Genomic DNA, 14,572 nt, shown 5'->3' with positions numbered 1-14,572 from the left:
TTCGATATGGAAATATAGTTATCTGGTAGACTGTCTGACGATCAGACGGGGTACCAGTTGGTTGGGATGCACAACGTTTTGTTCCTGCCGGATCAATTGATCCAAGAGCCGGACAGACTGAGTGCCCATCTCACCGGTATCCACCTTGACCGTAGTCAAGGATGGCGAGAACATTGCCGCGAAATCAACGTCATCGAACCCTACCACCGAGACTTGATCGGGAATACGCACCGACTGCTCCTGCAGAAATTTCATCGCGCCCATTGCAAGCATGTCATTGGTGGCGAAGAGCGCCGAATACCCGCCCTCCCGAAATTGATCCCACTCCCGGCTCATGATCTCGTATCCTTCCGCAAAAGTCGAAGTCGCTGCTGATCGGATTGCCGCATCACCTTCCTGGATACCGGCCTGCCTGATAAATGTCATGAATCCCTTCAGGCGTAAATGGTGACTGCGATGACTTTGCGGTCCCGCGACAACGAAGATTCGCTCATGCCCGGTTTGCGTCAAAAACTCGGCGACCATCCTGCCGCCTTCTTCATCTTGATTGACGATATGGATAACGCCATCCACGTCCGTCGAACCGTTCACCATAACGAATGGGATGCCGAAGCTCGTGATGTGATCAATTACGTTCTGCTGGAGCCGGCTGATGAGAATAAGCCCGTCCACCCGCTTCTCGATCATGAAGTCGGCCGAACGATACGACATATCGTGATCCGTTGTAACGAATATCGAATAATTCAACCTTGCTGCTTCCAACAAAACGGCATCGACGATTTTACCGTAGAAGGGATGCGAGGCAATCGGAAGATCTCTTCTATACAAGAGCACCCCGATGTTATGCGTTCGTTGTGAAACCATTGCCCTTGCGACCGCATTGGGTTTATATTGCAATTCCTCGACTAGCCCAAGAACCTTATCGCGCGCTTCCGGACTGGAATATCCATTCCCGGAAATAATTCGCGAAACGGTAGATTTGGACACCCCGGCACGCCGGGCGATTTCTTTGATGGTCGGATTATCCACGATGCACTCCCTTTCACAGCTGTGAGACCGTTCCCATATGGGATCGTTCCCATACGTATAGATTAAGGAGTGGATGTTTCTTCTGCGTTAAACAGAGCCTAAGGAATTGTAAATCTAGCGCTAAAAATGTCCAGAAAAATGGAAAACCACCGAATCATGTCATGATTTCGGTGGTTTTATGTAAAATGTAAATTTTATCGGGTCTTAATTTCTTGAATTGGATAAAGCTTCGAAATATTCCAGAACAACTTCCCGGAATTCCAGGGCAGCAGGAGTAATATATCGACTCTTGTGCCACAATAAAGCGATTTCCCTCACCACTTCGTGAGTCTCTACTTGAAGATATTTGATTTGTGCACGATCATTCCTTGCCGTGCTTGGTATGAAGGCAATGCCAATTTCGGATTCCACCAGATTGACCAGCCTTGCCGGCTCATCACCCTCGTATACATAACGAGGGATGAAGCCAGCCGATTTGCAAGCTGCTTCCATAATATCCCGTGTACCGTAACCGACCTTAACACCGACAAACCTTTCATCTCTTAATTCGGATAAAGATACGCTGCTTCGATCCGCCAGTCGATGACCTACTGGAACGGCGACAAGAATGGGATCAATGAATACGATTTGACATTCGATGTCATCCCTTTCAACAGGAGGCGAGGACAAGCAATAATCTAACTCCCCTCTCTCCAGAAGCATAATCATTTCCTGTGTCGTCAGCATTTGCACATGAAACTGAATATTAGGCCGTTTTATTTGAAATTTCCGAAGAATGTGGTGTAATACGCTTGCGCTGGTGACCCCTAATTCAAGGGTTCCATGATCCGGACTGGCTAATTCGCTAAGCTCTAGCTTCCCTTGTTCCAATTCAAACAAAGCCCTTTCTACACGACGGAGAAATCTCCTTCCGGACTCATTTAATTGCAGTTTCCTGCCTATCCTATCGAACAGCGAAACCCCTAAATCTTCTTCCAAGCGATGAATCGTTCTGCTTAATGATGATTGCGTGACATGCAGACTCCGGGCAGCTTCGGTTACATGTTCTGAATGAGCTACCGCGAGAAAATATTGCAGTTGAAGAAGTTCCAAATTAGCACCTCACTTATTCTCTCTGGTGAATGAGATTATATCACGAAATGCATTGGAATAAATAATTGATATCAAGTAAGATGGCATTATTAAAATTCGAGACATTAAAAATGAGGGGTTAAACATCATGAATCGTAAATTCGTTCTATACATTGTCGCTTTTGCCGCATTCTTTGGTCCGTTCACGCAAACCATATACACCCCGATATTACCTGAGGTTGCCAGTCAACTCCACTCCACCTCATTCGTCGTCAACTTGACGATTTCAGTGTTTACTTTATTCCTTGCCATCATGCAGGTGGTCTATGGTCCACTTACGGATTTAAAGGGACGTCGCAAGGTTATGCTTTTCGGAATCACGTTGTATGTGATCGCTTCGATTGGATGTTTCTTCTCCGAAACGATAACGTTTCTGCTGGTTTTTAGAGCCCTACAGGCGATTGGCATCGCTGCCGGAACCGTCGTTGCCGTTACGGTAATCAGTGATTTGTTCGAAGGCAAGGAACGCGGCGAAGCAATGGGAACCTTTCAAATGTTGGTGTCGTTAGGCCCGGTGCTTGGACCGGTCATCGGCGGCTTCCTAGGAGGTAAGTTTAATTTCCACTCCGTCTTTCTCGCTCTTGCAGCAACGGGTATGATTGTATTGGTTTTCAACTATTTATATTTGAAGGAAACGAAGCCGGACAATGTCCAGGCAGGTCGATTTCAGCTGCGGGATTTTACAGGGATTCTTCAAAATCGGATCGGATCGTCCATTATATATCTCGGGTTTATTCAGTATTACGTGTTTTATTACTTTCTTGTCTTCATGCCGAACATTTTAACCGATCGGTACGGCTTATCAGGCGAGCAAAAAGGACTGGTATTTCTGCCGATGTCGCTTGGCATTGTGATCGGCAGTTACTTAGGCGGGAAAATCCAGTCACGGATTGACGGAGAAAAACTATTAGTGCTGACGAGTTTTCTGAATGCCGTTTCGGTGCTGTTTTTCCTCCTCTTCTACTCGATTTCATTACCGTGGTTATTGGCAGCAATTATCTTCTTCGGGTTATCCCTTGGGTTGTCGCTGCCGGTGCAAACGACGTTGTTGACCGGCGCTTTCACGAATAACCGTGCGACTGCCGTCGGGGCTTACAACTTGTTCCGCTATATGGGAATGGCTCTCAGCCCGATCCTTGGCAGCTTATTCTACAATATGGGAGGCTATGTACTGTTGTATGGATTCATCATTATCGTATATCTGGCTTTTGCTTTGCTGTTGTCGAGGCGTCACCTTGGTGGACAAGCCAAACGTCCATCCCTTGGAAAACGATAAATTAAATAGAGCTGCCCTCATAAAGACGACAAATGACCTGGCTAGGGAATAGCCAGGTCATTTATTTCAGCTTCGCAAACCAGTTCATTATCAACCATGGCTTCCCGTTTTGGACACGATAGTTTATGCTTTTGTAGCTTGATAAACAAACTTCTGATTGCCGCTTGAGGGTTTTTTCCCATCCTCAAAATCTGCACAAACCGTCACATTAGAGAAACCAACACTTTCCAGAATTAACTTGAACTCTTCAACTCCGTACCAGCGCAAGGCAAAACGTTGTAATTCCGTTTGAATCAATTCCCCGTCTCGCCACTTTTCATATTTTAAATAGCTGACACGGTATTGATTGAAGAACAAATCAACTTCCACATTTTTGCCTTCCATTGTAATGATATCACCATTTGGCAGGTGGTAAGTTGCCGTACCGTCCCATTGCCCTAATTCGGCACTGTTGTAATTATTGTCAGGCAAAAACAGGTCAAGGATCAACTTTCCACCTGGTTCTAAATGTTCATATAGCCGATTTAATGCCTGTATCGACTCTTCCCGTTGTTCAATCAACAAAAATGAGCCCCCAGGTATAATGATCGCTTCATACTTATGCGGCAAAGAAAGCTCCTGCAAATTTGCTTTATACAAATCCGGAGTAAATCCACGTTCTTCGCAGCGATACCGGCAAGAAGCAAGCATTTGCGGGGAATAATCAACCCCGTCGACGATTAATCCTGATTCAAGAAGTGGAATGATCACACGTCCAGAGCCTACCATGGCCTCCAGAATACGCCCTTTGCAAGGTTTAAGTTTCTCGCGATAATATTCTATATCTCCACTGAGTGATTGCCCAACTTTTTTAGTAAGGTCATAGACCTCTGTGCATAGTTCACCATAATGACTGAAAGACATAAATACAATCCCTCCACGGCTATGGATTTTTCGAAAACAACTGCGTCACCAAATATCATATTAAGTGGAAGGAAAATTTTGGACAATGTATTTTTTTCTTTTAATTTAACTGTCCATTAACTAAGAAAAGACAGCCCCCGGTCCTACTCGTTCCGGGGGCTGTACTACTCATATAGAGCTATATGTAACCATTCTTTTACGATTCGAGGGAGTTTAGCCCCTCAAAGTAGCCTTCGTATATTTTTCTGGCCAACTCGTCAGATTCACAGAGTTTTTCGTTTTCTGTAGGGGTCAAAATTATTCTTAATAAATCTGGAGCGATTTCTTTTTTTACTTCAGTCGATAAATGCGGTATCAGAAATTGGATGCATGAAAATTGCCAAGTATCATCACCACTGTTAAGTATCATTCTTATTTGAGGAATGATGTCCTCTGGTTTAAAATCAGCTAAAATGATGCAAAGTTCTTCCGCAATAGGCCAGTTTATGTCTTGAATCCATTCGAACAGTTCTCCGATTATCGGCTTCAGATTTATTTTTAACGGATCAATTGCTTTTAACTTTATTAAGGCTCCCTCGTCGAATTTATCTTTTGGAACCAGCTCACTTATGGAATACACTTTAACACTCCTCTATCGGAATTTTCGATTGAATCGATATATTATAAGCCTGTTAGGTGAATCAACCGCAGGCAATCTGACGCCGTTGTCATATTCAGGACATCAAAAACCAAGAAGCTTAAAAATAAGAGGCTCCTTAATGTCCTCCGCTTTATAGCAGTTTTCAAAATTCTCTTTAAGCAAAAAGCTCCGGCATGCAGCGCCTGACTCTTCATAAATATCCGTAATTACATTTAAATCTATATTCCTGTATTCATTATGTTTAGGGCTTTCGTTTTTTATAGAAAGGATGTCCGATGCTTTCCAAGACATCGAAAAATCATTCTTATGGTTACTCGAATATACCTTTTTCTTTTCACCGGTCCTGGTTTGTTCAACCTCAACGATATACATTACCCCGCCAGCTGCGCCACCATAATTTATATAATACGAATTAGCTTCATATTTACCATCCGGTGATTCTATTGGACCTAGAAATAATGTTGCGTTATCAAGGCTCTTGAACTTATAAGAATACCTATTATATCCAATTAACATTAATATACCGAAAAACAATAATATGATAATAATATACCTTTTTTTCATGCAGTCCCTCCGTCAACAAATAGCTCGAAGTACCCGGTAACAAATATTCTGTGTCGGCGTCTGATCATGATTGGACAAAACAATGATTCCGAGCTTTTCCGAGGGAACCATGCATAGATACGCACTGACCCCTTGATAGCCACCTCCATGCTCCATGACGGAGTATCCCTTTTCCATGCTTGTTCCCCAACCCAACGCGTAGCCCTCGTTAGAATCAAACAGCCATACGGGTTCGAACATCTTCTCCATTAATGCAGGGGATATGAACGGACGATCACTCATGTAGGCATTAAGATATCTGCCCAAATCATTCGCCGTTGAATATAAAAAGCCCATTGGTGCTGCTACGGGGTTGACAGGAAACGGCGAAGGCAAGATGTTAGAGTCTCCCGTTTTGCAACTATAGTAACTGGCATGATTATCGTCTTGCGTAACATTCTCGGCATTCAAGGTTGTCCGGTTCAGTTGGAGGACCAGGAACAACGCCTCCATATACCCCTCCCACGATTGACCGCTGACTTTCTCGAAAAGATCAGCGGCCACGATATAAGCATCCGTGCAATAATTCCAGTTGGTACCCGGCTGATCCGCCAGAGTTATTTTACGAATCAGCCTGGTGATATCCTCTCGGTTTTGAATCTGGCGCAGCAACGAATCGGGCATTCCAACTTGTCTGGTCAACTGATCATAAAATGCCAGTTCGGCTGCATTTGGTGCGACAAGATCGCCGATGCCTAGGTCACCGCCAAACCCAGCCGTATGAGATAACAGTTGCTTTACAGTAATCAAGCCGCTTAGCTCCGGTTCTGTCGTCTGGAAGTATGGGAGATAATGAACAAGCGGGTCGGCCAAATCAAGACGGCCTTCCTCGACTAAGGTTAACAAAGCAGCAGCCGTAAAGCTTTTGGCGATGCTCATTACGCATACGATTGTATCCGGCGTAAAGCCCCTTTCATGCAAGCCAACTCGCGCAAGTCCGAATCCTTTTTCATAGATAACCTGATTTTCCTTCACGACAACGACAGCCCCACCCACTAGGAAATCCTCAGGATTTATACTGTTCTCGATTTTAATTATTAGCGACGAAGACGACGAAGACATAAATGAAGATCTCCTTTGTTTGCGATATGACATACCCAAGTTAAGTTAAAGGTATTGGTACTCTTATGGTATCTGTACCCATTTTCTTCACATTACCATGCACGGCTGAACCAGCTTCAACGGTTAATTCAAAGGTATTGAGCTTTTTGTTTGAGACTAATTCGATTTTGACTATTCCAGTACCACCTTGACCCGTCTCATACCTTCTATCTCGTCCAAACTCAATCCATGAGTGCCAATAGGCATTCTTATCACTGTTGGTCCAGGTCGATGCATAATTGTCCGGGCTTATCGCCGTTTGATTTTCTGTATAACTACTTTCTATTTTTGCGATCATCCAATCTTTAGGAACATAGAAAGCAACGCCTCCCCAATCCTTTGGGTCGATTTCAATCAAAGCAACAATCTGTATGGTTTGCAATTTTTTTGAGGTTTCTTTTACAAACACCGTTCCTTTTGCCGAAGTATTCAAACCAGACGATGCCGCATCAAGACTGAAATTTTGAGAAGAAAGTATTTTTTCATTAACCGTAACCTCTTGAATAGATTGATCTTGCTTTGACGATAGAAGAATGTAAACAACAGTGAAACCTATAATGAGCACACCCCAGAGGGATTTGTTTCCTGCTATATCCTTTACCTCCTACCTATAAATAATGACTATTTCTTTAAAATCCACAATACGCCTTCTTCCTTAGTATGAAATCAACTTGCAAACTCCATCATTTAACAGCTAATCAACAATCCTTAGAATTGTCTTTCAAATAGTAAAATAGAAGATTCGAAACGTTAATAACAATTCCGATGCTAGCAACTAATAGCGGAACTAATAAATCAAAACGAAATGTCTTAAAATCAGTGTGTACAGTCACAATACAATAGGAATAGGTAATGTCTTTAATCGAAACATTGAAATCATGTATAACATACAGCAAAGTTTTTAGATCACTGTACAAACTCTGGCAAGCAGCGAACATTGCAGCAAATAATAAAATATTGGCAACCATTATATCTTTCTGATTTTTATTTCTTTTCATTTAATCTCATCCAATCATTTTATTACTGCGTTAATGCCGTGCCCATAAAACTACAATTATTGCCATTCCAGCAGCCACCGTTACAAAGAAAAAGTAACCGCCTCTAGTTTGCACACGACTCCGATTGTCATAAACCTCTGACTTAATCCCCAATCCCAGCCAAAAGTCGCCAATAAGGCTTAAGACGACAGTTGCGAAATTTTTAATAAGCCTCATATCACAGTGCTCCTTTTATAAACCAAGCTCTTCATTTTCTAACTTAAAACCAAATATATGTTACCACATATTGGAACTGAACTGACCTTTACTTCGATAAAAATGGCAGCTGATCCTCTGATCAACTGCCATTTCAACTATTATTTCACTAGCTTTTCAAATACTTAGCTGCTTCTTCAAAGCGAGTAATTGCTTATACTCTTCATCAAGCCCCGCGTACCGGATGTCATTTGGCTTCAACATACTTAGTTCCGCAAGCACAGAAACGATTCGATTCGCGAGTACCAGCTTCTCTTCTTCCAACTGCTGTTCGTTCTTGTCTCCTGAAGCAAACATACTCTGCGTCCGCTCTCGAAAAGTTTCATAGCCAGATTCAATCCGCTTAATATTACCGTCTTCAAAAACGAGCAGCTTCGTGCAGATTTTATCCATTAGATATCTGTCATGAGAGACAACAATAAGCGTTCCGCGATACTCCGATAACGTCTCCTCAAGCTGCTCGCGGCTTGCCAGATCGAGATGATTGGTCGGCTCATCCAGGATGAGCAAATCCTGCTCTCGGAGCATAAGCAGCGATAGCTTGATCCGCGTGCGTTCACCAAGACTTAAACGTGCGATCGGCTTTTGCAGCATAGATGCGTCAAACCCCATATTGGCTAGCAGGGTCCGCGCTTTTCCAACATCGCTGCGGACTTCATGGCTCTCCTGCAGTAATTCGAGTACCGTTTGCTGCTGATTGAGATCCGATACATCCTGCGTTAAATACGCGACTTTCGCAGTAGGACTAATCCATAACTGACCGGAGTCGACCGGTTTCTTCCCGAGCAGCATTTGAATTAGCGTTGTTTTCCCGCAGCCGTTAGGCCCAAGCAACCCGATCTTCTCCCCGCGTTGCAAATAAAAAGAGCTATCCTTAAACAAGGAGTGTCTGCCATACGACTTGCTAATCTGCTGCGCTTCTACGATTCGCCGGCCGCGTTTGTCCGGGTGATCCCAGCCAAAGGAAACCTTTGCTTCCTCATTGGGCTTTTTCACGCCTTCAATTTCAATCTTTTCCAAGCGGTGAATGCGGGATTTGATTTGCTTATCCATGCTTTTGGCTTTGCTTCGATAGAATTCCTTCACGCCTGCGCGCATCTCAGCCATTTTCCCAACTTTGCCGGCTTCGCGATGCGCTTTTTCTGACCAATTCTTCAACCGTTTGATTTCCGTTTCAATCTTCTGCTCGTATTTCTGCTGTTCTTCATATTGATGAAGTTGGCTCTGGAAACGTCTGGATTTCTCCTCCCGATAGAACGAGTAATTGCCCGGGAAAGACGTCGAAATGCCATCTTGCAGTTCTATAATACGGTCCACCGTTTGATCAAGAAAATAACGATCATGCGATATCACAATTGTCGTGCCATTGTACCGCCCAAGTTCTTGAACCAGGTAATCGACGCCTTCAAAATCCAAATGATTCGTCGGTTCGTCTAGCAGCAATAAATCTGGCTTTGAAGACAAAATATGTGCAATGGCCAGCTTCGTCTTCTCTCCCCCGCTTAATCCCGCTAAACGAGCTCCATCCCACTCCTTCACCTTTTGCAAGCCGAAATGACTTGTCGTCTTTAGAAACTGCTCGGTCTCATGGGATACATCAGAATGCTCCATCATGCTGCTAAAAGTATTAACGGTATACGAAGTCGACTGCAGCAAGTAGCCGATTCGAAGTTGATCCTTGTGGAAAGTAATTTTGCCGTTGTCAGGTAGAATTGTACCGAATATCAGGTTGGCGAGCGTTGTTTTTCCCGCCCCGTTCATCCCAACCAAGCCGATACGCTCTCGGCTAGTCAGCTCGGCATCTACGTTCACGAGCACATTCGTATCGCCGAAGCTTTTTTTAATTCCGCGTAAGGTTAATATTGTCATTCCAATCACCACTTCTAGTTTAGTTGAACAACTGACAGGGGTTATGATTGTCGAAGACAAAAAAACCGCAGGGCACGCCTGCGGCTAAGGATATGCGGATATAGAAATAGCGTGAAAACACCCTAAAGAGACGCCATTAAACGGCACCAACCAAGGTGAAAGGAGTCCTCTCCAATAGACACACGTATCCTAATCCGCTCCGCGCATAGGCTGAGCTCTTATCACTTATCGTCATTTTCGAAAATCATGATCGACAGGAAATTAGGTCCACATGATGTCTAATTAGATACCTCCAATACCTTTCAAGTTTTCCCATTATAGCATGATCGTACTTATGCTTACACCCCTCTATTTGGAAAAAACAAATAAAGATAAAAAATACTTTTGCTTAGCATCTTCCTAATATTTTTATTATAAATATTCCCTAAAGATCATGCATTCAGCTGTAGTAAATCATTGTATCGTTTCAAAAAATGATAGATCAATCTGCAGATCTTGAAGCTGTTTCAGGTGAACTTCGGATATATGCTCCAAGAGTTCAAGGCCTTTGTCCGTTAATGAAATAAGAATACTTCTCGCATCATCCGGATTCGACCGGCGCATAATCAGTCCGGTTTTCTGACACCGGGATACTAAACCTACGCAAGCATGATGCGTAATTTGCAGTTTTTCGGCCGCCTCCGAAATAGTCGCGCAATCACGTCCTGGATAACCTTGTATGACTAGAAGCAGTTGGTGTTGCTGCGGAGTTAAACCCACTTCCTTCGCCACGCTTTCACTAAAATGTATAAATAACCGCAACTTGTATCTGAAGCTTGCCAATTGCTCGTACAAGGACTTTGTAACAATCGGATTTGACATTAATACATGCTCCTCTACATATTTATATCGTAATACGATATAAATTCTAAGTTTTATTCCATTTAAGAATGGAGATGAGTTTATGAAAGCAATGGATATTTTCAAATCCATTTCCATCGGGCTATTGATTGCTGTATTTGCTCTTGGTCTTTTACCCTTTTTAGTTGTATTTAGTTTAGCAGACATGTACGGCGTCACTGAAAATTATGAATGGATGGAGGCAGCGCCACTTTGGTTCCTTTTCCCGAGAAAGAATAAGAATAAGGAAAAAGATAACTGATAATCGATATGCCGCAGTCTTCATTCTCTAAATAATATGCCTAACGATATTTCGATAATGTTTACCATTTTTATCAAATAAAAAGGCAGCTGATCAGGTCCGCTGCCTCTTAATTGGTAGTTTTTACATCTTAATCTACGTTCCCGTCTTTGATAAAGTGGATAAGACATTTGAAGACGAAGACAGGAGCTTAATTAATTATGAACTTTCTTTCCAAATCCATCATCGGTTTGCTCGGAGCTACTACGATTGCAGGTTCGATTTATGGTTATAAAGAACATCAGTACTCTCGGCAATGGGAGCAGCAACAGTATCGCAACATCTTGTACTTGGTTCAATTGCAATCCATGTACTTGAACGGTTTTGACTATTCACTTGCGGAGGCACTTGCAGCCAACTCTCCTGGCAAGCGTCAAGAGGCAATTGAGGACGCCATTCAGGACTCAGACCTCATCAAGCACGTACTTACCAACGCATCTGCAATGATCAACTTCCAAGGGTTATATTGGCCGGCTTACGAATCATTTGCAATCGATAGCAGTCGATACCTGCCCTATCCTGCCAACGAGAAAGGGTCGGTGCTCCTTTCGGATCAATTGGAACAAATTAACCGAATGCGTAAATATGCCCGCACTGCCATGCCTTACATAGCTCGAATGAAATCTAATGGCGTCACTCTCACGGAAATTCAACGGATCTCGGAAGAGATGGAGACGGCACTCAGCCAACTCGATGGGATTTCAATATACGGCAATAAAGATTTCAATGAATACCAGTACAAACTGAATCCTTACACGCCGTCGAAGAAAGGGACTGTGTTCGCAGGCGAGCCAACCTATAAAGCAACGGAACTGGCGGCCAAAGCCAAAATCTTCATGGGTGGTAGCTGGAACAAGGGAGCAGGCAAACAATTCGTTCATATGATCTCAGGCGGTGGCAGCCCCGATCTCGGCGAGGTCATGGACTTTACGTTATCGGATGCCAATGGAAAAAGGACCAGCCCGTATATCGTTACGCTAAGCAAAAGCGGACATGTCATTCGGGTATCTCGCAGCGGCATGCAAAAAGAAACCTCTGAGCAGACGGTAGAGATGCAACAAACCGTTGCGCTAGCGAACGAATGGATGAAACGTTGGTCGGATGACCGCCTGACGCTAGTAACGAAAGAGAAATCAGATACCTCGATTCAACTCGTGTATATCCCGGTCCGGGAGCAAGTTCCTATTCCGCAAATGAAGGTTGTATGGAAATTCGACGTGCACACGGGCGAGCTGATGAAATTTGATGCATCCAACTATTTTAGCGATTACAATAAAACTTTTCCTCTACATCCGAAGCTTACAGCGGAGCAAGCTGCTGCGGCAATCAGTCCGAACTTGCGAGCGACCGGCTCGCCTATACTCGAAATTCACGAGAGCAAGCTAGTATACAAAATACCCGTGGCTGGCGTAGAGGGTATTGCGCTTGTATACATCAATTCACTTACAGGCGGAACAGAAAATATCGCTTATACCCCATAATCCAACAAAATGACTGTTCCCGGCAGTCATTTTTTCATGCCTATCCGTGAAACACCTCTTTGCTTCAGCCGGAATACGCTGAACCATAGGCATCTATCCCATATGCGCTTATGACAGAGGATAGGCGCGCAAAGGAGTGTTCAGGTTGATTGAAAAAACATCCCACTATTTTGCCCGCGGCAATACGGCTCACGGTGCTCATTTTCTGTATAAATCGGCTTTCCAAGGGCTTGATAGAATTCTCGTCCTAATGGGTCCCCGTGGTACAGGTAAATCCACAGTCATTCGGAAATTAGCGAACAGTCTGGAGGAAAGCGGCCAGCACGTGCAATGCTTCCATTCCCCGCTTCGACCGGATGAGCTGGACGGGATTATTGCAACCGAATTAAAGGTTGGCATTGTCGACGGGCAGGCTTGTGAGTGGAACATAGAGAGCGGAGCAGGTACAGTTATTGAGATCGATTTCGCTGTGGCACTTGATAACAGAAGTATCTCCACGAATGCTATTGGAATGATTGAAGAGCTCAAAGGAAAGCTTAGCGAGGCCTATTCCAAAGCCTATGAATCCTTTGCAACCGCTTTACGTATTCATGATGAATGGGAAAAATTTTATATCGAAAGCATGGAATTCGACAAGGCTGATCAAGTCACAGAGGAACTGATTGAGGAATTGTACGCTGGTCATGAAAACGGAACAACAACCATTGGACGTCACTTATTTTTCGGAGCAGCGACTCCGAAAGGTGCGTTTGATTTTATTCAAAGCTTGACGGCTCAATTGAACAGAAGGATCTTTATCAAAGGTAGACCGGGTTCCGGTAAATCCACTCTTCTGAAAAAACTTGCCGCTGCAGCCGAGAAGAATGGCATCGACGTTCAAGTGTATCATTGCGGTTTTGATCCAAACAGCCTAGATATGCTGATCTTCCCGAAACTTAGCACGGCTATATTCGACAGCACTGCTCCTCATGAATATTTCCCGGATCGGGACGGAGATGAGATCTTGGATATGTATGAACGTACCATGATCCCAGGCACGGATGAAACCTATGCAACAGAAATAGCCTCGATTAAAGAACGTTATACGGCGAAAATGAAAGAAGCCACCTCCCATTTGGCGGCTGCGGAAGCCATCGATTCACAGATTAAATCCTTTTATACGGCTGCGACGAATTTTTCAATTGTTGAGAAGCTGCGGCTTCAGCTGCAGTCGGAACTAATGAACCACAGCCTCTAATATCTGGTAAATCCTGTTTAAGGCCATCCTTCTGGGATGGCCTTTTACGTCATTATGCTATGGTACCTCGCTAGCACAATTTTAATTGAGCTTTTGCTAGCTCAATCATCGGTAAGGTTATGGAATCCATAAAGTATTATTTATTTTCGTCTAGTTCAATATACTGTTCTAACTCTTTTTCGATTTCTTCATTACTTAAATTATAGTCATCATTCTTGATGATTCCTTGTAGTTTTTCTAATTCATAAACCCTGGAATCCAATTTCTTAATTATTGAGAACAAATGACCAATAACTCCTGCAGCAACAATTAGTAAAACAAAGCTACCGAATGGTCCGAATAAAAAAGCAAATGCCACTAACAGAATAATGCTAAAAACTATCGAAAGTGTTATGGATCTCATAGAATTTCACCTTCCTTAGACGTATTCAATCTAGCTTCTGCATCAGGGTTTTGCTTCATATATCCTTCAAAAAGTAAGGCTTCTTCTTCGTCATATTCATCCATCATTTCTTCGAGCTCTCCGTCCATTAATTCATGCAGCACCTGAATCCTCGTTCAACTTCATAGTTGGTGTTCCTGTAGGCAAAAACTCATAGAGTTTAGGCTTATCGGTCATTCGAATGATATTGCCATATGTAAATTCACTCATATTCGCACCCCTCTTAACTATTCGTCAATCCCAAACTATAGGGCGCATTACCCCGGCTGTTCTAAAATAGCTGCTTCCTTTCGACTCCATTTTTTTACATTATATCAGAACTTACGTTCGCAATACATCAAGAAATTTAAGAAGCAAACGGAATTTTTTAATCAAGACTAAATAACAGCTGGACTATTTTCGAATTTTTATTTGTGAACGTCGCCCA

Annotated in this window: 15 protein-coding genes; 4 read left to right on the top strand and 11 right to left on the bottom strand. The window is 43.3% G+C overall.

Annotation, left to right across the window (positions count from 1 at the left end; all coding sequences use genetic code 11):
* Positions 1–18 precede the first annotated feature (18 nt).
* The gene (locus PJDR2_RS14670; RefSeq protein WP_015844490.1) at positions 19–1,029 is read right to left on the bottom strand and encodes a LacI family DNA-binding transcriptional regulator; all 1,011 of its coding nucleotides are present in this window, start codon (positions 1,027–1,029) and stop codon (positions 19–21) included.
* 204 nt (positions 1,030–1,233) lie between these two features.
* Complete coding sequence (locus PJDR2_RS14665) at positions 1,234–2,121, bottom strand: LysR family transcriptional regulator (RefSeq protein ID WP_015844489.1); 888 nt, start codon at positions 2,119–2,121, stop codon at positions 1,234–1,236.
* 127 nt (positions 2,122–2,248) lie between these two features.
* Between PJDR2_RS14665 and PJDR2_RS14660 the strand changes: the two genes are divergently transcribed.
* Positions 2,249–3,436, top strand: coding sequence for an MFS transporter (locus PJDR2_RS14660; protein ID WP_015844488.1), 1,188 nt, complete (start codon positions 2,249–2,251; stop codon positions 3,434–3,436).
* A 123-nt stretch (positions 3,437–3,559) separates the two neighbouring features.
* Here the strand turns inward: PJDR2_RS14660 and PJDR2_RS14655 are convergent, their stop codons facing one another.
* The 7 genes from PJDR2_RS14655 to PJDR2_RS14615 form a co-directional block, all read right to left on the bottom strand.
* Positions 3,560–4,339 (bottom strand): class I SAM-dependent methyltransferase, encoded by a 780-nt coding sequence (locus PJDR2_RS14655; RefSeq protein WP_015844487.1) that lies wholly within the window; start codon positions 4,337–4,339, stop codon positions 3,560–3,562.
* 196 nt (positions 4,340–4,535) lie between these two features.
* Complete coding sequence (locus tag PJDR2_RS14650; RefSeq protein WP_015844486.1) at positions 4,536–4,958, bottom strand: DUF5071 domain-containing protein; 423 nt, start codon at positions 4,956–4,958, stop codon at positions 4,536–4,538.
* Between the two features lie 102 nt (positions 4,959–5,060).
* Complete coding sequence (locus PJDR2_RS14645) at positions 5,061–5,543, bottom strand: DUF5412 family protein (RefSeq protein ID WP_015844485.1); 483 nt, start codon at positions 5,541–5,543, stop codon at positions 5,061–5,063.
* A 12-nt stretch (positions 5,544–5,555) separates the two neighbouring features.
* On the bottom strand, positions 5,556–6,644 hold the full coding sequence (locus tag PJDR2_RS14640) for a serine hydrolase domain-containing protein (protein ID WP_015844484.1): 1,089 nt from the start codon (positions 6,642–6,644) through the stop codon (positions 5,556–5,558).
* A 40-nt stretch (positions 6,645–6,684) separates the two neighbouring features.
* On the bottom strand, positions 6,685–7,248 hold the full coding sequence (locus tag PJDR2_RS14635) for a hypothetical protein (RefSeq protein ID WP_041613455.1): 564 nt from the start codon (positions 7,246–7,248) through the stop codon (positions 6,685–6,687).
* Positions 7,249–8,053: 805 nt separating this feature from the next.
* A complete protein-coding gene (abc-f, locus tag PJDR2_RS14620; protein ID WP_015844481.1) occupies positions 8,054–9,805 on the bottom strand; it encodes a ribosomal protection-like ABC-F family protein in 1,752 nt (583 codons plus the stop codon).
* Between the two features lie 453 nt (positions 9,806–10,258).
* Positions 10,259–10,666, bottom strand: a complete 408-nt coding sequence (locus PJDR2_RS14615; RefSeq protein ID WP_015844480.1) for a MarR family winged helix-turn-helix transcriptional regulator — start codon at positions 10,664–10,666, stop codon at positions 10,259–10,261.
* 82 nt (positions 10,667–10,748) lie between these two features.
* Here PJDR2_RS14615 and PJDR2_RS14610 point away from each other — a divergent pair, with 82 nt between their 5' ends.
* The 3 genes from PJDR2_RS14610 to PJDR2_RS14600 all read left to right on the top strand — a co-directional run bounded on the left by PJDR2_RS14610 (position 10,749) and on the right by PJDR2_RS14600 (position 13,703).
* Positions 10,749–10,946, top strand: coding sequence for a hypothetical protein (locus PJDR2_RS14610; RefSeq protein ID WP_015844479.1), 198 nt, complete (start codon positions 10,749–10,751; stop codon positions 10,944–10,946).
* A 200-nt stretch (positions 10,947–11,146) separates the two neighbouring features.
* Positions 11,147–12,466, top strand: a complete 1,320-nt coding sequence (locus tag PJDR2_RS14605; protein ID WP_015844478.1) for a hypothetical protein — start codon at positions 11,147–11,149, stop codon at positions 12,464–12,466.
* A 145-nt stretch (positions 12,467–12,611) separates the two neighbouring features.
* Entirely contained in the window at positions 12,612–13,703 is a 1,092-nt protein-coding gene (locus PJDR2_RS14600) for a PRK06851 family protein (RefSeq protein WP_015844477.1), read from the top strand.
* A gap of 136 nt (positions 13,704–13,839) precedes the next feature.
* Here the strand turns inward: PJDR2_RS14600 and PJDR2_RS14595 are convergent, their stop codons facing one another.
* The gene (locus PJDR2_RS14595) at positions 13,840–14,106 is read right to left on the bottom strand and encodes a hypothetical protein (RefSeq protein WP_015844476.1); all 267 of its coding nucleotides are present in this window, start codon (positions 14,104–14,106) and stop codon (positions 13,840–13,842) included.
* Positions 14,103–14,249 carry a hypothetical protein gene (locus PJDR2_RS33205; protein WP_015844475.1) on the bottom strand — a complete coding sequence of 49 codons (147 nt, stop codon included), beginning with the start codon at positions 14,247–14,249 and terminating at the stop codon, positions 14,103–14,105. The genes PJDR2_RS14595 and PJDR2_RS33205 overlap by 4 nt, the downstream gene beginning before the upstream one ends.
* Between the last annotated feature and the right edge of the window lie 323 nt (positions 14,250–14,572).

It is taken from the genome of Paenibacillus sp. JDR-2 (assembly GCF_000023585.1).
Classification (GTDB): domain Bacteria; phylum Bacillota; class Bacilli; order Paenibacillales; family Paenibacillaceae; genus Pristimantibacillus.
This window is presented reverse-complemented; position numbering and strand designations above follow the sequence as displayed.

Excerpts from the sequence above, each read along its gene's own strand:
- PJDR2_RS14615 (WP_015844480.1), bottom strand. The coding sequence starts at position 10,666 with ATGTCAAATCCGATTGTTACAAAGTCCTTGTACGAGCAATTGGCAAGC.
- PJDR2_RS14610 (WP_015844479.1), top strand. The coding sequence starts at position 10,749 with ATGAAAGCAATGGATATTTTCAAATCCATTTCCATCGGGCTATTGATT.
- PJDR2_RS14655 (WP_015844487.1), bottom strand. The coding sequence starts at position 4,339 with ATGTCTTTCAGTCATTATGGTGAACTATGCACAGAGGTCTATGACCTT.
- PJDR2_RS14640 (WP_015844484.1), bottom strand. The coding sequence starts at position 6,644 with ATGTCTTCGTCGTCTTCGTCGCTAATAATTAAAATCGAGAACAGTATA.
- PJDR2_RS14605 (WP_015844478.1), top strand. The coding sequence starts at position 11,147 with ATGAACTTTCTTTCCAAATCCATCATCGGTTTGCTCGGAGCTACTACG.
- PJDR2_RS14645 (WP_015844485.1), bottom strand. The coding sequence starts at position 5,543 with ATGAAAAAAAGGTATATTATTATCATATTATTGTTTTTCGGTATATTA.
- abc-f (WP_015844481.1), bottom strand. The coding sequence starts at position 9,805 with ATGACAATATTAACCTTACGCGGAATTAAAAAAAGCTTCGGCGATACG.
- PJDR2_RS14660 (WP_015844488.1), top strand. The coding sequence starts at position 2,249 with ATGAATCGTAAATTCGTTCTATACATTGTCGCTTTTGCCGCATTCTTT.
- PJDR2_RS14595 (WP_015844476.1), bottom strand. The coding sequence starts at position 14,106 with ATGAGATCCATAACACTTTCGATAGTTTTTAGCATTATTCTGTTAGTG.